The sequence below is a fragment of the Mycobacterium kyogaense genome (genome assembly GCF_036946525.1).
Classification (GTDB): Bacteria; Actinomycetota; Actinomycetes; order Mycobacteriales; family Mycobacteriaceae; genus Mycobacterium; species Mycobacterium kyogaense_A.
The window spans coordinates 147,429-168,586 of record NZ_JAQIIY010000019.1 but is presented as its reverse complement, the minus strand read 5'-3'; the positions used below and the strand labels follow the sequence as shown (position 1 = coordinate 168,586).

The 21,158-nt window shown below is 67.8% G+C and carries 15 protein-coding genes and 4 pseudogenes; 7 read left to right on the top strand and 12 right to left on the bottom strand.

Translation table 11 applies throughout. The features are described from left to right. Positions 1–193 precede the first annotated feature (193 nt). Together PGN37_RS17505 and gltB are read right to left on the bottom strand one after the other, a co-directional pair. Positions 194–1,662 (bottom strand): annotated as a pseudogene (locus tag PGN37_RS17505) (glutamate synthase subunit beta). Beyond that, positions 1,655–6,240 (bottom strand): annotated as a pseudogene (gene gltB / locus PGN37_RS17500) (glutamate synthase large subunit). The pseudogenes PGN37_RS17505 and gltB overlap by 8 nt, the downstream one beginning before the upstream one ends. Positions 6,241–6,776: 536 nt before the next feature. On the opposite strand from gltB, the gene PGN37_RS17495 reads away from it, so the two are divergent. Then, on the top strand, positions 6,777–7,589 hold the full coding sequence (locus tag PGN37_RS17495) for a PaaI family thioesterase (RefSeq protein ID WP_335332261.1): 813 nt from the start codon (positions 6,777–6,779) through the stop codon (positions 7,587–7,589). 110 nt (positions 7,590–7,699) lie between these two features. Then, positions 7,700–8,488: an aquaporin Z gene (aqpZ, locus tag PGN37_RS17490; protein ID WP_335332278.1), complete on the top strand. Its 789-nt coding sequence runs from the start codon at positions 7,700–7,702 to the stop codon at positions 8,486–8,488. A 4-nt stretch (positions 8,489–8,492) separates the two neighbouring features. On the opposite strand, the gene PGN37_RS17485 is transcribed toward aqpZ, so the two are convergent. The 6 genes and pseudogenes from PGN37_RS17485 to PGN37_RS17460 all read right to left on the bottom strand — a co-directional run bounded on the left by PGN37_RS17485 (position 8,493) and on the right by PGN37_RS17460 (position 13,321). Continuing rightward, on the bottom strand, positions 8,493–9,038 hold the full coding sequence (locus PGN37_RS17485) for a Dps family protein (protein WP_335332260.1): 546 nt from the start codon (positions 9,036–9,038) through the stop codon (positions 8,493–8,495). A 70-nt stretch (positions 9,039–9,108) separates the two neighbouring features. Then, entirely contained in the window at positions 9,109–9,957 is an 849-nt protein-coding gene (locus PGN37_RS17480; protein ID WP_335332277.1) for a DNA-3-methyladenine glycosylase family protein, read from the bottom strand. Between the two features lie 73 nt (positions 9,958–10,030). Further along, on the bottom strand, positions 10,031–10,405 hold the full coding sequence (locus tag PGN37_RS17475) for a DUF427 domain-containing protein (protein ID WP_335332259.1): 375 nt from the start codon (positions 10,403–10,405) through the stop codon (positions 10,031–10,033). Positions 10,406–10,431: 26 nt separating this feature from the next. Further along, positions 10,432–11,806: pseudogene (locus PGN37_RS17470) on the bottom strand (NAD(P)/FAD-dependent oxidoreductase). A 13-nt stretch (positions 11,807–11,819) separates the two neighbouring features. Further along, on the bottom strand, positions 11,820–12,824 hold the full coding sequence (locus PGN37_RS17465) for an NAD-dependent epimerase/dehydratase family protein (protein WP_335332258.1): 1,005 nt from the start codon (positions 12,822–12,824) through the stop codon (positions 11,820–11,822). After that, positions 12,821–13,321: a nuclear transport factor 2 family protein gene (locus PGN37_RS17460; protein WP_335332257.1), complete on the bottom strand. Its 501-nt coding sequence runs from the start codon at positions 13,319–13,321 to the stop codon at positions 12,821–12,823. The genes PGN37_RS17465 and PGN37_RS17460 overlap by 4 nt, the downstream gene beginning before the upstream one ends. Positions 13,322–13,378: 57 nt before the next feature. Between PGN37_RS17460 and PGN37_RS17455 the strand changes: the two genes are divergently transcribed. Genes PGN37_RS17455 through msrA form a run of 3 tightly spaced genes read left to right on the top strand, consistent with a single transcriptional unit; the run spans position 13,379 to position 15,325 of the window. After that, positions 13,379–14,299 (top strand): alpha/beta fold hydrolase, encoded by a 921-nt coding sequence (locus PGN37_RS17455; protein WP_335332256.1) that lies wholly within the window; start codon positions 13,379–13,381, stop codon positions 14,297–14,299. 46 nt (positions 14,300–14,345) lie between these two features. Further along, positions 14,346–14,819 carry a peptide-methionine (R)-S-oxide reductase MsrB gene (msrB, locus tag PGN37_RS17450; RefSeq protein WP_335332255.1) on the top strand — a complete coding sequence of 158 codons (474 nt, stop codon included), beginning with the start codon at positions 14,346–14,348 and terminating at the stop codon, positions 14,817–14,819. Next, positions 14,816–15,325, top strand: coding sequence for a peptide-methionine (S)-S-oxide reductase MsrA (msrA, locus tag PGN37_RS17445; protein ID WP_335332254.1), 510 nt, complete (start codon positions 14,816–14,818; stop codon positions 15,323–15,325). The genes msrB and msrA overlap by 4 nt, the downstream gene beginning before the upstream one ends. A gap of 35 nt (positions 15,326–15,360) precedes the next feature. Here msrA and PGN37_RS17440 read toward each other — a convergent pair whose 3' ends face one another. Then, positions 15,361–16,695, bottom strand: coding sequence for a cytochrome P450 (locus PGN37_RS17440; RefSeq protein ID WP_335332253.1), 1,335 nt, complete (start codon positions 16,693–16,695; stop codon positions 15,361–15,363). A 45-nt stretch (positions 16,696–16,740) separates the two neighbouring features. Between PGN37_RS17440 and PGN37_RS17435 the strand changes: the two are divergent. Together PGN37_RS17435 and PGN37_RS17430 are read left to right on the top strand one after the other, a co-directional pair. Beyond that, positions 16,741–17,317, top strand: a pseudogene (locus PGN37_RS17435) (TetR/AcrR family transcriptional regulator). Positions 17,318–17,445: 128 nt separating this feature from the next. Then, positions 17,446–18,741 (top strand): hypothetical protein, encoded by a 1,296-nt coding sequence (locus PGN37_RS17430; RefSeq protein ID WP_335332252.1) that lies wholly within the window; start codon positions 17,446–17,448, stop codon positions 18,739–18,741. A 131-nt stretch (positions 18,742–18,872) separates the two neighbouring features. On the opposite strand, the gene PGN37_RS17425 is transcribed toward PGN37_RS17430, so the two are convergent. The 3 genes from PGN37_RS17425 to PGN37_RS17415 form a co-directional block, all read right to left on the bottom strand. Next, positions 18,873–19,502, bottom strand: a complete 630-nt coding sequence (locus tag PGN37_RS17425; RefSeq protein ID WP_335332251.1) for a hypothetical protein — start codon at positions 19,500–19,502, stop codon at positions 18,873–18,875. Then, positions 19,499–20,203 carry an MspA family porin gene (locus PGN37_RS17420; protein ID WP_335332250.1) on the bottom strand — a complete coding sequence of 235 codons (705 nt, stop codon included), beginning with the start codon at positions 20,201–20,203 and terminating at the stop codon, positions 19,499–19,501. Before PGN37_RS17420 ends, PGN37_RS17425 begins: the two co-directional genes overlap by 4 nt. Before the next feature lie 70 nt (positions 20,204–20,273). Beyond that, the gene (locus tag PGN37_RS17415) at positions 20,274–20,963 is read right to left on the bottom strand and encodes an MspA family porin (protein WP_335332249.1); all 690 of its coding nucleotides are present in this window, start codon (positions 20,961–20,963) and stop codon (positions 20,274–20,276) included. Positions 20,964–21,158 lie beyond the last annotated feature (195 nt).

The window sequence follows — 21,158 nt, the reverse complement described above, 5'->3', positions numbered from 1 at the left end:
ATACCTGACTGCTGGCAAACACCGGAAGGCACGCCGGACAAAAATATGCTGTTTCTGGTGTGACTCATGTGACTGGTGTTAACAGCGCGAAACAGTTCCTTGACCGTCTCGTGCACCGAGCGTGCCGTGGTGGTTGTGAAATCGATGCGATCACGACCACCCGTGCACGCTCGATGCGCGAGCGAGAATTCGACTACCGCTGCGGCACCGCGGTCGGCTTGATGGGCGCCGGCAGAGCCGTGTGACCCATCAGGTACGTGTCCACCGCGGAGGCCGCCGCGCGGCCCTCGGCGATCGCCCACACGATCAGGGACTGGCCCCGACCCATGTCGCCCGCGACGTACACCCCGGGAACCGACGTGGCGAACCGCGAGTCGCGCCCGACATTGCCACGCTCGTTGATCTCGACCTTGAGGTCGGTCAGCAGGCCTTCGCGCTCCGGGCCGGTGAAGCCCATCGCCAGCAGCACGAGGTCCGCGGCCATCTCGAACTCGGTGCCCTCGACCTTCTCGAACTTGCCGGCCTTCATCTCGACCTCGTAGCCGCGCAGGCCCGTCACGCGGCCGTTCTCACCGAAGAACTCTTCGGTGTTGACCGAATAGACGCGCTCGCCACCCTCCTCGTGTGCGGAGGTGACCCGGTACACCAGCGGATACGTCGGCCACGGTGTCGAATCCGCGCGGGTCTCCGGCGGCCGCGGCATGATCTCGAACTGGTGCACGTGCTCGGCGCCCTGGCGGTGCGCGGTGCCCAGACAGTCGGCGCCGGTGTCACCGCCGCCGATGATGATGACCTTCTTGCCCTTCGCCGTGATCGGCGGCTGGTTGTCGTCGTCGGCGACGGGATCGCCGAGCTGCACGCGGTTGGCCCACGGCAGGTACTCCATCGCCTGGTGGATGCCGTCGAGCTCACGCCCGGGGATCGGCAGGTCCCGCCGCGCCGTCGCACCGCCGGCCAACACCACAGCGTCGAACTGCGAACGCAGCTGCGCGGCAGTGATGTCCACCCCGACGTTGACGCCGGTGCGGAACTGGGTGCCTTCGGCTTCCATCTGCTCGAGGCGCCGGTCGATGTGGCGCTTCTCCATCTTGAACTCGGGGATGCCGTAGCGCAGCAGACCGCCGATGCGATCGTCGCGCTCGAAGACCGTCACATCGTGGCCTGCGCGGGTGAGCTGTTGCGCAGCAGCCAGTCCCGCCGGGCCCGAGCCGACAACCGCGACCTTCTTGCCGGTCCGACGTTCCGGCGGCAACGGAAGCACCCAACCCTCGTCGAAGGCTTTGTCGATGATCTCGACCTCGACCTGCTTGATGGTCCACCGGGGTCCTGGTTGATGCCGAGCACGCACGAGCCCTCGCACGGCGCCGGGCACAGCCGCCCAGTGAACTCCGGGAAGTTGTTGGTCGCGTGCAACCGCTCGATGGCCTCACGCCACCGGTCGGTGCGGACCAGGTCGTTCCATTCCGGGATCAGATTCCCCAGCGGGCAACCGTTGTGGCAGAACGGGATACCGCAGTCCATGCATCGGGCGGCCTGAACCTGCAGATGGTCGGGAGGGAACTCCTCGTAGACCTCTTTCCAGTCCCGCAGGCGCAGGTCGACGGGCCGACGCTGCGGCGTCTCCCGCTGGGTGTGCTTCATGAAACCGCGCGGATCAGCCACTTGCGGCCGCCATGATCGCCTCGTTCACATCGTCTCCGTTGCGTTCCGCTTCGGCGATGGCCTGCAACACACGCTTGAAATCGCGGGGCATCACCTTGGTGAAGGAACCGGACTGGGCGTCCCAGTCGGCCAGAATCCGTTGTCCCACGGCAGAATCGGTGGCGTCCACATGCGCCGCGATGATGTCGCGCAGGTATTCGGTGTCCTCGTCGTCGAGGCTCTCCAAGGCCACCATCTCGCCGTTGAGATTGTCGGCCAGGACGTTGTCGGGGTCATAGACGTAGCTGATGCCGCCGGACATACCGGCCGCGAAGTTGCGGCCGGTGGGGCCGAGGATGACGACCCGTCCACCGGTCATGTACTCGCAGCCGTGATCACCGACGCCCTCGACGACGGCGTGGGCGCCGGAGTTGCGCACGGCGAACCGCTCCCCCACCTGGCCGCGCAGGAACATCTGCCCGCTGGTCGCGCCGAACAGCACGACGTTGCCGGCGATGATGTTGTCCTCGGCGACGTAGTCGGCCGGGGCGTTCTCCGGTGGACGCACCACGATGCGCCCACCCGAGAGGCCCTTGCCGACATAATCGTTGGCGTCACCGTAGACACGCAGCGTGATGCCCTTGGGGACGAACGCGCCGAAGCTGTTTCCCGCCGAACCCTCGAACGTGATGTCGATCGTGCCGTCCGGAAGACCCTGTCCCCCGTAGGCCTTCGTCACCTCGTGGCCCAGCATGGTGCCGACCGTGCGGTTGACGTTGGCGATCGTGGTCGAGAAGCGCACGGGCGCGCTGCCGTCGAGAGCCTCTCGGCACTGCACGATCAGCTGCTGGTCGAGCGCCTTGTCCAGCCCGTGGTCCTGCCGGGAACTGCAGTACAGGTCCTGGTTCATGAACGCCGAGTCGGGTTCGTGCAGAACGGGGGGTCAGATCGAGCTTGTGCGCCTTCCAGTGCTCGGCGGCCTTGGCCGTGTCGAGCGCGCCGACCTGGCCGACCATCTCGTTGACCGTCCGGAAACCAACTGCGCCATCAGTTCCCGAACTTCTTCGGCGATGAACATGAAGAAGTTCTCGACGAATTCGGGCTTGCCGTTGAAGCGCTGCCGCAGCAGCGGATTCTGGGTGGCGACGCCGACGGGGCAGGTGTCGAGGTGGCAGACGCGCATCATGATGCAGCCCGACACCACCAGCGGGGCGGTGGCGAAGCCGAACTCCTCGGCGCCGAGCAGTGCGGCGACCACCACGTCGCGGCCTGTCTTGAGCTGCCCGTCGACCTGGACCACGATGCGATCGCGAAGACCGTTGAGCAGCAACGTCTGCTGCGTCTCGGCCAGTCCCAGCTCCCACGGTGCGCCGGCGTGCTTCATCGATGTCAGCGGGGTGGCGCCGGTGCCGCCGTCGTGGCCGGAGATCAGCACCACGTCGGCGTGCGCCTTGGACACGCCCGCCGCCACCGTGCCGACACCGTTCTCCGACACCAGCTTCACGTGGACGCGGGCCTGCGGGTTGGCGTTCTTCAGATCGTGGATCAGCTGAGCGAGATCCTCGATCGAATAGATGTCGTGGTGCGGCGGCGGCGAGATCAACCCCACACCGGGGGTGGAGTGACGCACCTCTGCCACCCACGGGTACACCTTGTGCCCAGGAAGTTGGCCGCCCTCACCGGGTTTCGCACCCTGGGCCATCTTGATCTGGATGTCGGTGCAGTTGGACAGGTAGTGCGAGGTGACGCCGAATCGGCCCGAGGCGACCTGCTTGATCGCGCTGCGTCGCCAGTCACCGTTCTCGTCGCGGTCGAAGCGCGCGGTGGCCTCGCCGCCCTCGCCCGAGTTCGACCGGCCGCCGAGCCGGTTCATCGCGATGGCCAGCGTCTCGTGCGCTTCGGCCGAGATCGAGCCGTAGCTCATCGCGCCCGTGGAGAACCGCTTGACGATCTCGCTGGCCGGCTCGACCTCCTCGAGGGGGATCGACGGGCGTTCGCCCGCACGGAATTTGAGGAGCCCACGCAGCGAGGCCATCCGCTCGCTCTGGTCGTCGACCAGCTTGGTGTATTCCTTGAACACCTCGTACTGCCCGGTGCGCGTGGAGTGCTGGAGCTTGAACACCGTGTCCGGGTTGAACAGGTGGTACTCGCCCTCGCGGCGCCACTGGTACTCGCCACCCACCTCGAGTTCCCGGTGCGCCCACTCGTCGGGGCGGTCCAGGTACGCCAGCGAATGCCGGACGGAGACGTCGCCTGCGATGTCGTCGAGGTCGATGCCCCCAACCGGGCAGTTCAGTCCGGTGAAGTACTCGTCGAGCAGCTTCTGGCTGATGCCGATGGCCTGGAACAGCTGCGCACCGGTGTAGGAGGCCAGCGTGGAGATGCCCATCTTCGACATCACCTTGAGCACACCCTTGCCGGCGGCCTTGACGTAGTTGGCCTTGGCCTGGTCGCTGCTGATCCCGCTGATGACCCCGCGGTCGACCATGTCTTCGATCGACTCGAACGCCATGTAGGGGTTGATCGCGGCTGCGCCGAAGCCGACCAGGCACGCCATGTGGTGCACCTCGCGGGCATCACCGGCCTCGACGACGAGGCCGACCTTGGTGCGGGTCCGGTCGCGGACCAGGTGGTGGTGCACCGCAGCCACGGACAGCAGCGACGGGATCGGCGCCATCTGCTCGTTGGACTCGCGGTCGGAGAGCACGATGATGCGGGCACCGTCGCGGATCGCGGCGGACACCTTGGCGCGGACGTTGTCGAGTGCCTCTTTGAGCCCGCGGCCACCGCGGTTGACCGGGGTAGAGGCAGCGGATCACCGCGGCGCGCATGCCGTGCTTGTGACCGCGGATCTCGTGGTCGGGGTCCACGCACATCAGCTTGGACAGCTCGGCATTACGCAGGATCGGCTGCGACAGCGCGATCTGGCGGCACGACTCGGCGTCGGGGTTGAGCAGGTCGCCCTCCGGGCCGACGGTGCCGGCGAGGCTGGTCACTACCTCTTCGCGGATGGCGTCCAGCGGCGGGTTGGTGACCTGGGCGAACAGCTGCTGGAAGTAGTCGAACAGCACCCGCGGCCGTGCGGAGAGCACGGCGATCGGGGTGTCGGTGCCCATCGAACCGAGCGCCTCGGCGCCGGTGCGCGCCATGGGCGCGACCAGCAGGTTGAGCTCTTCGTAGGTGTAGCCGAAGATCTGCTGGCGCAACACGACGCGGTGGTGCGGCATCCGCACGTAGTCGCCGGGCGGCAGTTCTTCGAGCTTGAACAGGCCGGCGTCGAGCCAGTCCTGGTACGGCTGCTCGGCGGCCAGCTCGGCCTTGATCTCCTCGTCGTCGACGATGCGCCCCTGTGCGGTTGTCGACGAGGAACATGCGGCCGGGTTGCAGACGCATCTTCTGCACGACGGTGGCGGGGTCGACGTCGAGCACGCCGGCCTCAGAGGCCATCACGACGAGTCCGTCGTTGGTCACCCAGATGCGGGAGGGCCGCAGACCGTTGCGGTCGAGGACCGCACCGATCACGGTGCCGTCGGTGAAGCAGACCGCCGCCGGGCCGTCCCAGGGCTCCATCAGCGAGGAGTGGTACTGGTAGAACGCCCGCCGCGCCGGGTCCATCGACTCGTGGCGCTCCCAGGCCTCGGGGATCATCATCAGCACGGCGTGGGGCAGAGTGCGGCCGCCGAGGTGCAGGAGCTCGAGTACCTCGTCGAAGCGGGCGGTGTCGGACGCCCCGGGGGTACAGACGGGAACGATCTTGTCGATGTCCTGGCCCGAACCGAAGATGTCGGTCTTGATGAGCGCCTCGCGGGCGCGCATCCAGTTCTCGTTACCGGTGACGGTGTTGATCTCGCCGTTGTGGGCGACGCGCCGGAACGGGTGCGCCAGCGGCCACGACGGGAACGTGTTCGTCGAGAACCGGGAGTGCACGATGCCGAGCGCGCTGGTGAGGCGCTCGTCCTGCAGGTCGAGGTAGAAGGCCTTGAGCTGAGGGGTGGTCAGCATGCCTTTGTAGACGAAGGTCTGCCCGGACAGGCTCGGGAAGTAGACGGTCTCGCGGCCGGGGCCGTCTTGGCCTGGCCCCTTGGTGCCGAGCTCGTGCTCGGCACGCTTGCGCACCACGTAGGCGCGGCGTTCGAGGTCCATACCGCTGGCGCCGGCGAGGAACACCTGGCGGAAGGTCGGCATGGCATCGCGTGCCAGCGCTCCCAGCGAGGACTCGTCGGTCGGGACGTCGCGCCAGCCGAGCACCTGCAGGCCCTCGGCCTCGGCGATCTTGCCGACGGATTCGCAGGCCGTCGCGGCATCCTTGGACGACTGCGGCAGGAACGCGATGCCGGTGGCGTAGCTGCCCGGCTCGGGCAGATCGAAGTCGACGACCGCCTGGAAGTACTCGTGGGGGACCTGCAGCAGGATTCCTGCGCCGTCACCGGTGTTCGGTTCGGCACCCTGGGCGCCGCGGTGTTCGAGGTTGAGCAGCGCCGTGATGGCCTTTTCGACGATGTCGCGGCTGCGGCGGCCGTGCATGTCGGCCACCATGGCCACGCCACACGCATCGTGTTCGAATGCGGGGTTGTACAGGCCCTGAGGACTGGGCGCCATTCCCACCTACCTTATTTCTTAGACACCTCGGCGCGAGAACGTTAGCCGGGGCGGCGGCGGAGGGGCCTTTGTGCAGCACTGAACGCCGGCCCTTTTTCCACGCGCCACAAGTGCTCAAAACGATATGACAAAGGGCCCCTGACATGCCAACTTAGTGGAGCCTAACGAGATTCGTCCGTCGAACCTTCGCCCTGCGCGGCCTGCCGCCAGGTCACAGACGAATAACGTTGCCATGGACGGTCTTTCACCCCGGCAAAGAGCTGAGGCCCCAAGTGAGAGCCACGTCACATATTCCGCAAGACCGCACGCGGTGTTTGCCAGAACTGCTCACCATTGCCATGAGGTGCATCTGAGGTCGCCACAGCATTTGCTGAAAGCCTGGCGAGATTCTTAGAGTTGGCGCCCGAACGGCTGAGGGTTCCGCCGAGGGCGCCCGGCGTGCATCCGTTGCCCCAAACACCCTGTGCCGCAGCATGATCAACGACAGTGGCGACCCCACCGCTGCACGGACGAGGCGCGCCGGTCAGGCTGGCTGGGTGCGTTATCCGCTGAACCACCCTCTCGGTCGTTTCGGGATAGAGACCGATGACGACGATCCCGACCTGGCGACGGCGTCCATTCCGATCGCCGGTCTGGTCAATCCGCTCACCGGGCTGCCCACCGTCGCCCCCCTGGCGATGCTCGTCGACCACGTCGCCGGCGCCGCCAATCACGTCCGCCGATCGGCGCAGGAGTGGACGGTGTCCAGCGAGTTGTCCCTCGAGGTCGCTCCCGGGGCGGCCGAGGCCATCGCCGCCGCGCCCGATCACCCCGTGCTGGGCGTCGCACGACCCGTCGGACCGAAGGGAACGACCGCGTTGGCGCTCTGCGACTTGTCTGTCGGCGGCGTACTGATCGCGACGGCGACGGTCCGCTCGTTCTACATTCCCGCACCGCAGACGTTCACGACATGGCCCGACGACGACGCCGACGAACCGGATGTGACGCCAGTGGGCCCGCGACTCGCCGACCGGATGGCCGTCGAGGTCGGTGAGGCGGGCGGTGCCGCGGCGGTGCTCGTCCAACGCGACGATCCCGCGGTCTACAACGGCGTGGGCGCGGTCCACGGCGGGGTGTCGTCGATGGGCCTCGAGCTCGTTGGATCGGCGGCACTGAACAGTGGCGCCGGCCCCGAGTTCGTCACCGGCTCGCTGCGGGTGAACTTCTTCCGGCCGATGCACGGCGGAGCGGGGGCGCATTACAGCGCGGTGCCGACGCGCGTCGGTCGGCGGAGCGCAGCCACCGACGTCGTCGCTGTCGGTTCGGATGGCCGCACCGCCCTGGCCGGACGGTTGACCGCCTACCGCTGACCTCGGTGAACCCTTCGTTTCCAAAGCGCATCGGTTCGGACACGGCGCGGCCAGCGGGCATCCGACCGTGTCACCGTGGAGCCCCCGACGGCGGAAGAAGGTCACTGATGATGCGCGCACCGACGATGCTGCATCGACTTGCAGCGGAGTTCATCGGCACGTTCTGGCTCGTGTTCGGCGGATGCGGCAGTGCCGTCTTCGCCGCAAAGTTCCTCTCCGGTGACGGTGTGTCGCTGGGGATCGGTTTCGTGGGCGTCTCACTCGCGTTCGGCCTGACGGTTCTGACCGGCGTGTACGCCTTTGGCACCATTTCCGGAGGTCACTTCAACCCGGCGGTCACGCTGGGCGCCGCTTTGGCCAAGCGGGTGGAGTGGAAAGTCTTACCGGGCTACTGGCTGACCCAGGTCGTCGCCGGAGTGGTGGCCGGTGCCGCGATCTACGTGATCGCGAAGGGCCGCGACGGGTTCAGCGCCACGGGCAGCATGGCCGCCAACGGATACGGCACCCACTCCCCCGGCGGCTACTCACTCGTGGCGGTGCTCGTCGCCGAGGTGCTGCTCACGTTCATCTTCCTGCTTGTGATCCTCGGATCGACCGACGATCGCGCGCCGAAGGGCTTCGCGGGCTTGTCGATCGGCCTCACGTTGACGCTGATCCACCTGATTTCGATCCCGATCTCCAACACCTCGGTCAACCCGGCCCGGTCGACCGGCGTCGCGTTCTTCAACGGCGACGGGGCACCTGCGCAGCTTTGGGTGTTCTGGATCGCGCCGCTGATCGGTGCCGCGCTCGCTGGCGTCGCCTACCCGTACCTGTTCGGCACCGCCGAGGAGCTCGCCGATCGTCCTGTTCGCGACGACGCGCTCCCCGGCGGCAGCCCAGATCTGGCGGCGAACTGACGGCTCAGGCGCTCTTAGCGGCGTCGGCCGCGCTCTTCTCGGTCGTCTTGCCCTCGTTGGCCAGCTGACCACCGGCGTTCTCCAAGTGCGCCCGCACGAACCACTGGAACTTCTCCAGCTCGGCGGCGTGGCCGATCAGCATGTCCTCGGTGATCGGGTCGAGCTCGCCGGCCCGCTCGATGCTCTTGCGAGTGTCCTCGATGACGCCGACGTATACGAGGTCGAGGGCGGCCAGGTGCGCCTGCACGGTGTCGCGACCGACCGAGTAGTCGTCCCAGGTGCGGTCCTTCTGAATGGCTCCGGGAGTGCCCTGCGGTGAGGCGCCGAGGGCGGCGATACGCTCGGCGACTTCGTCGGCATAACCGCGGACCAGGTCGACCTGGGGGTCGATCATCTCGTGAACCCCGATGAAGTTGGGGCCCACCACATTCCAGTGCACGTGCTTGAGCGTCAGGTGCAGATCGTTGTAGCGGCTCAACGCCTTCTGCAGCAACTCGGCGACCTCGGCGCCCGCCTTGTCGGACAGGCCGGGCACGGTGAACGTAGTCATGTAACAGCTCCTTCGTATGTCCCGCCCCGTGTACCCGGGCCGTCGGCGCGATAATCCCCTGCGCCGAACGTCACATTTCAGCAAGATTCGGGATCGCCGCCCGCGGCCCGAAACGCGGATTCACCGCGAGCCCACTGACTTCCAGTAATCGGACGGCGCGATGGCGGTGCGGCGCCAGGGGCGCCAGCAGCGTGACCATCTCGTCGTCGTCGATCGGATGGCCGAGCAGACTCCAGCCCACCATCGTGGACAGGTGGTAGTCCCCGATCGACAGCGCGTCGGCATCCCCCATGGCCCGCTGGGCAACCTCGGCTGCCGTCCACACGCCGACTCCGGGCAGCGACATCATCGCCGTACGGGCCGCCTCGCACGACCGATGGACCAGCCGTTCGAGTGCGTCGGCGCGTTGCGCGCAGCCGACCACCGTCCGAGCGCGACCGGGATCGACGTTGGCGAGGTGGAAGTCCCAGGACGGCACCCGGCGCCACACGTCGGCGCTCGGCGGCACCCGCATGTGCGCCGGGGCGGGACCCGGGGCTGGGGCGCCGTACTTGGTCACGAGCTGGCGCCATGCGCGCCGGGCGTCCTTGCCGTACACCCGCTGTTCCAGGATGGCGGGCACTAGCGCCTCGAGCACGCGCCCCGTACGGCCCAGTCGCAGGTGCGGTACGCGTCGGTGGGCGCGCGCGATAGTCGGCTCCTGCGGGTCGAACCCGCTCACGTCGTCCTCGGCGCCGAGCAGCGCGGGCAGCGCGTCGGCGAACTCCGCGGCGCCGGGCCCCCACGCCTCGCAGCCGACGGTGTCGACGGCTGCGCGGGCGATCCGTGCGGTGACGGGTCCGCTGGCCAGCAGGCTGGTCCGCCAGATCGCGCCGTCGGGCGCGTCATGGTGGCACGGGTCGGCCCGGCCCCGGCGCATCGGCGACAGGGTCAGCGCCGGACTCGCGGGGCCGGCGAACGTGACGCTGGCGGTCCTGCTCTGGGGCACCGGGCTAGGGCTCCACCACGACGTCGGCCTTGCTCGGGTAGAACGCGACGTGTCCGGCGATCGCAGCGACCGCGGGGTAGGGCTGCTCGTAGGTCCACACCGCGTCGGCGACGGTGTCGCCGGCGGTCCGGACGTCGTAATAGCCCGCGTCGCCCTTGAACGGGCAGTACGTGCCCGTGTCGCTGCGCTGCAACTTCTCGGCATCCACATCCGATATCGGGATGTACTGCACCGCAGGATAATTGGACTCTTGCAGCGTCAACGCGGCGCGGGTGTCGGCGATCACCTCGCCGGCGATCCGGACGACGACACGATGTCCGGTCGGGGTCACGGTGATCGGATGGTCGCTCGACGGTTCGAGCACAGGGCGGTCGGTCATGACTCCATTGAACGCCTCGGCGCCACTCAGTGCGGCCGGCCGGCGATCTTGTCGGCGACGACGGCGATCGGTGAGGTGCCCGCGCGCCCCCCGCGCCTCATGCCAGTCCGCGGCCTTGTAGGCCAGGTACATGCCCCGCACCCCGAGCCAGCGCAGCGGTTCTGGCTCCCACTGCGTGGACCGGTGCCCCACCCAGGGCAGCTCGGTCAGCGGCGTCGAACGGCCGAGCACGAGGTCGACGAGCGTACGGCCGGCGAGGTTGGTCGCGGTGACACCGTGGCCGACGTAGCCGCCCGCCCAGCCCAGCCCGCTGGCCCGGTCGAAGTCGACGGTCGCCTCCCAGTCGCGCGGCACGGCCAGCACACCGCACCAGCCATGCGCGATACCGATGCCGGCCACCTGCGGCAACGCGGTGCGCAATGTGGCGGTCAGCGCGGTGATGGTGCGCGCGGGCACCCGGCCGTCGCGGTCGGTGCGGGAGCCGAACCGGTAGGGCACGCTGCGACCCCCGATTGCGATGCGGTCGTCGACAGTGCGCTGCGCGTAGAAGAACCCGTGCGCGGTGTCGCCGAGCGTTTCCCTGCCCTGCCAACCGATCTCGTCCCACACGTGGGCCGGGATGGGTTCGGTGGCGATCATCGAGCTGTTCATCGGCAGCCAGCGACGCTTGAGCCCCGGCAGCCCTGCGGTGAATCCTTCCGTCGCGCGCAGCACGATCGGGGCGGTGACGGTGCCGCGCGGGGTGACCGCCCGCCCGGCCGCGATCTCGACGACGGGTGAGCGCTCGTAGATGTCGACGCCGAGACCGGCGACGGCGTCGGCCAGCCCACGCACCAGCTGCGCCGGTTGAATCCGGGCGCAGTGCGGGTTGTGGTAGGCAGCCACCACGTCGCTGAGCTGAATGCGTTGTCGCGCTTCGTCTCTGGAGAGTTCCTCGATGCCGTCGATCTGCCAGCGGCGCTCGGCCGCTGCCGCGGCGGCCAGACGAGTGGCCTGCGCCCGGTTACGGGCCACCTCCAGCGTCCCGCCCTTGACGATGCCCGCGTCGATGTCCTCTTTCGCGGCGACGTCGATGACCTCGTCGACGGCCTCGTTGAGGGCGCGCTGCCAGGCCACCACGCCGTCGCGGCCGTACTGCTTCGCCATCCGCTCGCGATCACCGGGCACCAGACCCGAGAGCCACCCGCCGTTGCGCCCGGACGCGCCGAAGCCGGCGAACCTGGCCTCCAGCACCACGATGCGCCGACTCGGATCTGCCTTCTTCAGGTAGTACGCCGTCCACAGCCCGGTGTAGCCGGCGCCGACGATGCAGACGTCGGCGTCACGACTGCCCGGCAGAAAAGTCCGCGGTGTGGGGAGCCCGTCGTACCAATGCGAGATGTAACCGTTGAGCACCGCCAAAGTGTGGCAGCACTCAGCGTTTCGCGGAGCGGAGGCTGACCCAGAACTTCGCGGCCTCGCGGATCGACTCCTCGACCGGGCGGGGCGTCCACCCCAGTTCGCGCCGGGCCTTGCTGCAGTCGACCGGGGCTTCGGCGCGCATCAGCCGCACCGAATCCAGCGACAGCCGTTCGTCGGTGCCGGTCAGGCGCGCCTTGAGGCTGCCCAGCGCCGCCATCGCGTAGGTCAGGGGCAGCGGGATGGTCCGGCTCGGCGCCGGCACCCCGACCGCTTCGGCAGCGATGCGGACCACCTCGGCGTTGGAGATCATCGTCTCCGAGATCAGATAGCGCTCGCCGACCCTGCCCTTCTCCGCGGCCAGGAGCATGGCGGCCGCGGCGTCGTCGATGCCGACGGCCTCCAACTCAATGCCGCCCAGCACGAACGGAAGCTTGCCGAAGGCGGCTCCAGCGATGATCGCGCCATGCGGGGTGCGGCCCCAATCCCCGGCGCCGTACGTGGTGGACACGCACATCGCGACGGCGGGCAGTCCGCGGGTGCGGGCGTAATCCAGGACGAGCCGCTCCGCCTGGACGCGCGACTGCACATACGGGGTCAGCGAGCGCTCGTCGGTGATGACGTCGTCCTCGGTCGCGGTGTGGCCGCGCCGGCGGTCGACGGTCGCGTAGCTGCTGGTGAACACGAATTTCCGCAGCCCGGCCGCGATCTCCGGCTCGACAGCGACGTCGAGCACGTGGCGGGTGCCCTCGACGTTGGTGCGGAACAGCGGTGCCGGGTCGCGCAGCCACCCGCGGGTGTCGACGACGCAGTAGTAGACGACGTCGCATCCCGTCATGGCTTCGCGCAGCACGGCGTCGTCGAAGATGTCGCCGACGAAGCGGGTGACGGTCAGATCGTCGATCCCGACCGTGTTGGCCCCCTCGCGCACCATCACGCGGACGTCCTCACCGGAGTCGACGAGCTGCCGGGTCACATGGCTGCCGAGGTAGCCGTTCGCCCCGATCACCAACGCACTCATCTGGTCACCCCGGCCATCCACTGCGCGGCCTCGTCGGGCAGGGTGCCCAGCTCCTGAGCTTTGCGGCACCACTTCAGCGTCGCCTTGACGAACCGCAGCGGGTTGTAGACGTCCTCCTGCCGGCACCACTTGCCGTCGCCTGCGTACGTGACGATCGAGATGTTCGTGGCGCTGATGATCGTGCCGTCACCGGGGTCGCGCATCGGATTGTCGAGCTCGCAGATCACCCGTCCCGTGTCCTCGTCGTACACCTTCCACCGCGACGGGAACGCCGTCATGTAGCTACCGGGGAAGGTCTCCATGGTGTTCCAGATCCACGGCCGCACCTCCTCACGACCGCGCATCGTGCCGGCGGCGTGCTCGATGTAGAGCACGTCGTCGGTGTACTGCGCGACCCAGGGATCCCAGTCGCGGGTGGTCGCCGCGCGATCGACCGTCTGCTCGAACTCGACGAACGCCGCGGCCAGCTCGTCGCGACTGAAAGTGCTACCCGTCACACCCAGAACTAGAACACGTTCTACCTGGTCTTGTCGACCAGTCGTATCGTCCTGGGCGTGAACACGTTGCTCGCGACGGTCGTCGGGGTCGTCGTGGCGCTCGCAACCGCTCCGACCGCCCTCGCACAGGACGTCGCCGGGCTGGTCGGCATCGGCGGCGGCCGCAGCCTGTATTTGGACTGCCAGGGCAGCGCCGCTGCGGGCTCGCCGACCGTCTTCGTCATCCCCGGCATGGGCAGCTACAGCCAGGCGTGGAACGCGTCGATCGCACCGAACGACCCGATTCGATCACAGCCCTACGACCTCGTCGACGAGGCCGCGATCGACTATCCCACCGACCTCGCGACGCAACCGATCGTCGCGCGGACGACGCGCATCTGCTCCTACGACAGGCCCGGCACCCGGCCAGACGGCCCGGATCGGTCGACCCCCGTCGCACAGCCGCACACCGTGCAACAGGACGTCGACGACGTCGTCGCGCTCGTCGCCGCGGCGCAGCTGCCGACCCCGATGATGTTCGTCGCCCACTCCTACGGCGGCCTGGTTCTCGACCTGCTGGCGCGGCAGCATCCGGAACTCGTCAGCGGACTGCTGTTCTCCGAACCGACGTCTGAATTCCTGCCGAGCGTCGGCCGGCCCGACCAGAACGACGCGTTCGACGCCGACGGGCGCACCAAGCCGCCCGGAGAGGAAGCGATCCTGCCGTACGACGCGTTCGCGCGGATCGCGGCCGCACCCCCGCTACCCCACGTCCCGGCGATCGTTCTGAGCGCCGACAAATTCGCCGCGCCGAATAACCTCAAGCCCGACAACTACACCCAAGCCCAGGTCCATCAGGCGAACGACATGTTGGCGGCCGCGCTCGGCACCACCAACGTCATCGTGCCGGGGACCGGGCACAACCAGATGCTGTATCAGCCCCAGGCTGTCGCTGACGAGATCGTGACGCTGGTCGACGAGGTCCGCAACGGGAACTAACCGCAGGCCACTCGCGGTTGTACAAGTGCCAACCCGAGGAGGTTCCGTGACCCAGACCTACAACAGAAATCCCGATGCGCTCGGTGCGCTCTCGCCCGAGCAGTATCACGTCACGCAGGAGAACGGCACAGAGCGGCCCTTCACCGGGGAGTACTGGGACAACCACGAACCGGGCCTCTACGTCGACGTCGTCTCGGGCGAGCCGCTGTTCGCCTCGGTCGACAAGTTCGAGAGCGGTTCGGGGTGGCCCAGCTTCACCCGCCCCGTCGACGCGGAGAACGTGATCAGCAAGCGCGACTTCTCGCACCTGATGATCCGCACCGAGGTCCGCTCCGCCCACGGCGACAGCCACCTGGGACACGTCTTCACCGACGGTCCGCGCGAGCAGGGCGGCCTGCGCTATTGCATCAATTCCGCGGCACTGCGTTTCGTCCACCTCGACGACCTCGAGGCACAGGGCTACGGGCAGTACCGTGAATTGTTCACCGAATCCGACGAATCCACTGAGGAGCGCGCATGAGCGACTACAAGCGGGCCGTGCTGGCCGGCGGCTGCTTCTGGGGCATGCAGGATCTGATCCGGCGCCAGCCGGGCGTGGTGTCCACCCGCGTCGGCTACACCGGCGGGCAGAACGACCACCCGACCTATCGCAACCACCCGGGGCACGCCGAGGCCGTGGAGATCGTCTACGACCCCGAGCAGACCGACTACCGGGCGCTGCTCGAGTTCTTCTTCCAGATCCACGACCCGACGACGAAGAACCGGCAAGGTAACGACGTCGGCACCAGCTACCGATCGGAGATCTTCTACGACGACGACGATCAGCGCGACGTCGCGCTCGACACGATCGCCGACGTCGACGCGTCCGGCCTGTGGCCCGGCAAGGTCGTCACCGAGGTCAGCCCGGCGCCCGAGTTCTGGGAAGCCGAGCCCGAGCATCAGGATTACCTGCTGCACTACCCCAACGGGTACACCTGCCACTTCCCGCGGCCGGGCTGGAAGCTGCCCAAGCGCACGCAGGTGTGATCAGCGGCGGTGCCTAATCTGCCTGGCGGCGGTGCCTAATCTGCCTGGCGGCGGTGCACCACGATGCGCCCGCCCAGCTTGGGCGTGTGGGCGACCCCGCGGAAGTGCTGCTTCTCCGCCGGCTCGGTGGTGGACTCGATGGTGAAGTGGCGCAGCACAGTTCGTAGCACGACATCCATTTCCACATTGGCGAAGGTGGCCCCGACACATCGTCGGGTGCCACCGCCATAGGGGATGTGGGCAACGGTCGACGGGCGCTGCCCCACGAAGCGCTGTGGGTCGAACCTCATGGGGTCCGGAAACTCCTCAGTGCGACGGTGTATCTGGTTGATGGCCACCAGGATCGAGTACCCGTGCGGGATCACCCAGTCCCCGAGTTCGAACGACGCCGCATACACATGTCGACCGGCGAAGTCGATGATCGTGCGGGTGCGCTGGACTTCGAGGATGGCCGCCTGCCGGTAGGTGTTGTCGTCAGTATCGGCTTCCGCCGCGAGCTGCCCCAGAACCTCGGGGTGGCGACTGAACCTCTCGAAGGCCCATCCGAGCGTCGCGGCCGTCGTCTCGTGGCCGGCGGCCAGCAGGGTGAGCAGTTCGTCGGCGACATCCTCACGCGACATCGACGAGCCGTCCTCGTAGGTGCTGCGCAACAGCAGCGAGAGCACATCGTCGCGGGAGTCCAGGTCAGGATCGGCTGCCACAGCGTCGATCAGCCGTCCGATGATCTCGTCGTAGGTCCTGCGGTAGGCCGCCAGCCTGCCCCACGGGGTGAACCGCCCGTACGTGTGCGAGGGCATCGGGAGCACCGCGAGCCTCGACCCCAACGTCACCCACGGCGGGATGCTGCGGCGCAGTTCATCCAGATGCGCACCGTCAGCGCCGAAGACCGCCCGCAGGATGACGTTCAGGGTGATCCGCATCATCGGCTCGAGTGTCTCGAAAGGCCTTCCCTGCGGCCATGTCTGGATCTCGCGCAGCGTCTCCTCTTCGAAGATCCGCTCGTAGTTCTTGATGCTCTTCCCGTGCAGCGGCGGGGTCAACAGTTTGCGCCGCAGGCGATGATCGGTGCCGTCGAGAGCGAACACCGACCCAGGCCCGAGCACCCGCGACAGGTTGGGCGAAATGTTGCCCACCTCATCGGGATTGGCCATGAACACCTGCTTGGCCAGTACGGGATCGGCCACGATCACCGACCGACCGAACACCGGCAGGCTCAGCGTGAACACGTCACCGCACTGGCGGGTGGCCTGACGCACTGTCCACTTCCGGGCGAACGAGAACCCGAGCCCCTGCAGTGCATGCGGGATGCGTGGCTCCGGCGGCAGTAGATCAGTGACCGACGCTTTGGTACTGCTGTGTACCACACTCATGTGGGGTACGGTACCGTTTGGTACCAGTGACCGCAAGAGGTGCAGATGACCGAGACAGCAGTGCTGACACCGGACCGATTGCTCGATGGACTGAGCGCGTCGATCGGTGAGCGCGGCTACCGCGACACCACCGTCGCCGACATCGTCCGGCAGGCACGGACGTCCAAACGCACGTTCTACGAGCACTTCGCCGGCAAGGAGCAGTGCCTGATCGAGTTGCTCCGCCGCAACAACGCCGACCTAATCGCCGGTATCCGCGCTACCGTTGCGCCCGAAGATGATTGGCGATCCCAGATCCGGCAGGCCGTCGAGGCGTACGTGACGCACATCGGTGCGCGCCCGGCGATCACCCTGTGCTGGATCCGCGAGGCACCCGCCCTGGGCGTGGTGGCCCGGCCGCTGAACCGCCAGGTGATGGGTGACCTCACCGAGCTGTTGACGACGTTGACCGCCAGTCCCCGGGTTCCGACGGGCAGGCATGCAGCCGCTGTCACCCGCCATCGCGCTGATTCTGCTGGGAGGCTTGCGGGAGCTGACGGCGTTCGTCGTCGAAGACGGCCGCGACGTCGGCGAGATCACCGAGCCGGCGATCGCCGCAGCGGCCGCACTGGCCGCAGGCTGAGCAGCTCCCAGGAAAGTCACCAGCCGTTCAACTGTCGAGAACTCGCGCGCTGCAATGCGTTCCGGCCGCCCACGCGCGCGCCACGTACATTTCCGTCCGTCCTGACACCCCTTTACGAAGGCGACGGTATGCACTCGTCCATTGGCAAACCCCTCGTGGCATTCGTCTCGGCCGCCTGCCTGGCGGCCCCGGCCATGACCCCGACCACCCTCGATCCCGTGCGCGCCACTGCGACGATCCCCGTCGAATTGTCAGCCGCGGTCAGCACGTTCGATCCGGTACCGCCGTCGCTCCGGACGCTCAACGCCCCCGTGGCACCGACCGATGACGCCAAGCTCGTCGACGCCGTCGACACGATGGCAGAGCTGTCGGGCGTCGACAGGGCGACGCTGCTTCTGCAGCTCTTGACCGCGCCGTACCACAACGTCCTCGGCGTCTCGAAGGCTGTCGGAAGCGCCGTCAACGCCGTCCTGCAGGTTGCGTCATTGCCGCTCTCGGTTGCCACCTACGTGCTGACCAACCGCACCAGCGAGATCCCCGCCTACGTCGACAGCGTGCGCACGAACCTGCAGGGTGCGCTGCCCGGGATCTCCACCGCGGTCAAGGCCGAGATCCAGTACGACCTCGACCTCATCTCGCAGGTGTTCGGGGCACAACCCAACGCCACCACCGCCGCCGTGAAGAGCGTTGCCGCTCAGTCTGATCCGGTCGACCAGGGCACCCTGCTGCTGCAGCTGCTGACCATCCCGTACCACAATTTCCTCGGCGTCTCGAAGGCCGTGGGAACCGCCGCCAACGCCGTCGTTCAGCTGGCCTCACTCCCCCTCTCCGTCGTCACCTACGTGCTGACCAACCGCACCAGCGAGATCCCCGCCTACGTCGACAGCGTGCATGCGAATCTGAAGGGTGCCCTGCCCGGCATCTCCACGGCGGTCAAGAGCGAGCTCGCCTACAACAAGAGCGTCATCGACCAGATCTTCGGTGGTAGCACCGCGTCGCTGGCACTGCAGTCACGGCACGCCCCGAACCTGCTGGCCGGCGATGACTCTGCGACAACGGTTCTCGACAGCCCGCACCCGTTCCTCGCTCGGCTCACCGCCGACCACAGCCTCGCCGACGAGGCCACCGAGGACGACACCACGGAGACTCCGAAGACTCTCGGCGGCAAGCACCGTGCGCCCGAGGTTCAGGAGACGGCGGACTCCGACGCGGACAACGCTTCTGAGACGAAGACCGACACCACGGACGAGTCGAAGACTGAGTCGAAGACCGAAACCAAGACGGAGCCCAAGACGTCTGAGGCGTCTGAGTCCGAGACGAAGACTGCGTCCGAGCCCGAGACGAAGACCGAGAAGACCGACACGAAGAAGGCCACTCTGTCCCTGGGTGGCAAGCACCGCAAGCAGGAAGCAGACGCCGCCTGACCTCCGACGCAATCGGCCCCCACCGTTCTCGGTGGGGGCCGATTCTCGTTGCGGCGCCGCGAAAGTGCGCGCATGGTCGCAGACAGCGAAGAACTACAGCACTGGAAGCACTTTCGCGGCGCCGACTACTGTCATCCTGGTGGCGGCGGTGGCGCTGCTGGATCGGGCAGGAACTGCACCAAACCCGGCGGAATGTTGGTGCCCGGAGGCGGGGCGGTTCCCGGCAGCGGCTCGCCGAGTTGCTGCTGCGGCAACTGGTTGAGCAGAGCCCCGTGCAGGCGCCCGTCCGCAGCCAGGTCGTAGAAGCGGCCCAGCCAGGTGCGGCCGTTGACGTCGGCGTTTTCCTGCCCGGGGGCGACGTCGAACTGCTGACCCTGCCCCGGGGCTGACGGAACCACGTTCTGCGGCAGCCCGTAGGCGTTGTTGAACGCCCGCAGGTTCGGCACCACGCCCGGGCCCGCGCCCGGCGCCGACGGCACCGCGTTCTGCCCGAGGGCCGTGGCGCGGTCGATGCCCGGAATCGCCGGCGCCCCGAGCATTCCGGGAACGGCGGGTTGGCCCGCCTGGGCGAGCATGTTCCAACCCTCGGGCCCCAGCGGTGCGCCGATCACCGGGATGGTGGGTCCCGCAGGCGCAGGAGCCGGGGCGGGCGGTATCGGCTCCGGCGGCGCCGGCGGCTGCGCATGGGCCACAGCCGCGAAGACGACAGCGGCACCGGCGGCAAGAAACGCCGCCGGTGCCTGCCGGATCACACGTGTCATACGGACTTCGTGACGCCGTAGTACGCCACGATGTCGTCGGTGTCGGTCGTGGAGCTCGTCAGTGTCGCGTACGAGCGCAGGAACGACTGTCCCGCACAGCCATCCACCTTGATGTGCACGTCCTTGAGCGTCACGCGGGCGGGGGCGGCCTTGAACGACTTCTTGTCGACCGACACCTGGTTCACCGTGCCGGGCTTCAGGTGGATCTCGAGCGTGCCGGAGATCGGGAAGTTCACACCGGTCGGCACGAGGCCTCCGGTCAGCGTCGAACCCGAGGTGCCAATGCCGACGGATCCGATCAAGCGGACCTGTCCGAGCTCGATGCCGCAACCGATCTGGTAGCCGGCCTCAAGGACACCGCCGTTGAGCTTCGTCTTGCCGTTACCCGTGACCGTGCCGACGAACGTTCCGCCGACGAGGTATTCGCGCGAGGACACGGCGGTGGTCAGCGGGGCGATGGGCAGCTGCGTCTCACCCGTGGCGGCGACGCTGAGCTGCCAACCGTCGGGAGACATGACGGTTCCGGGCGGTGCCGAGGCCACGATGCCGTTGTCCGGGGGCGGTCCGGCGTCCGGTGGCGGCGCACCGTCGATCGGGGGCGGCAGCGGGGCAGGTGGAGCGGGCTGGGCGAGCGCGGTGGGCACCGCGAAGGCGGGGAGGACGAGGCCGGCGACGGCCATCGCGAGCAACTTCTTCTTCATGAATGCAAGTGCCTCTCAGAGTCTTTCGGATCAGCGATGTCTGTGGTGACGAGCGAGGGTCCGGTAGGGCCTACACCGCCTTCGTCACGCCGAGGTAGGTGACGACGTCATCGGTGTTGTCGGTCGAGCTGGTCAGCGTCGCGTAGGAGCGGATGAAGGATTGACCCGCGCACTGATCGGTCTTGACCCGCACGCCGGTCAGCGTGATACGGGTCGAGGTGCCCTTGAAAGACTTCTTGTCGAGCGCCACGGTGGTGACCGTTCCGGGCTTGAGGTAGACCTTGCCCTGCAGGCTGAGCGAGGCGCCGAAGGCCGGGTTGCCCGTGAACGGGATGCCGATGCTGGGCGTGATGCTCGCGCCGGGGTTGATCTCCGTTTCGTCGGAGATGATGCCGCAGCCGATCTGCTCTCCGGCCTCCATCGATCCGCCGGCCAGCGTGGTCTTGCCCTTCCCGGTGATTTTGCCGGTGAAGGTACCGCTCACCAGGTACTCACGCGACGAGATGGCCGTGGTCAGAGGCGCGACCGGAAGCTGAGTTTCATTGCTCCCCATGACTTCCAGGTGCCAGCCGTCAGGCGTGTCGAGGATTCCGGGCGGCCCCGAGGGGACCGCGCCATCGGGCGGAGGCGGAACGGGCGCCGCATCCGCGACGGGCTGTACACCTGGATTGGAGGGTGCCGGTTCCGCTGCGACGATCGGCGCGGCCAGGACCGGCGCCGCCAGGCAGACAGCGGCGAGCGAGACATAGCGGTTGAACATGGGTCTGACGACGCCTCTCGTGGGGTGGGGACGGGTTGTATCGCCTTTGACTCGCAGAGCGTCCATGGGCCGGGTGTCCACAGGGTGAACGCCCGGTTGCCTGTTGAGGCCTGCTCACTATCGAGTGCACTCCTTTGCTGTAAGTCGGCTGTGAGGTTCACTGTGAGGTCGACGGGAACCTCTGAATAGACCGCG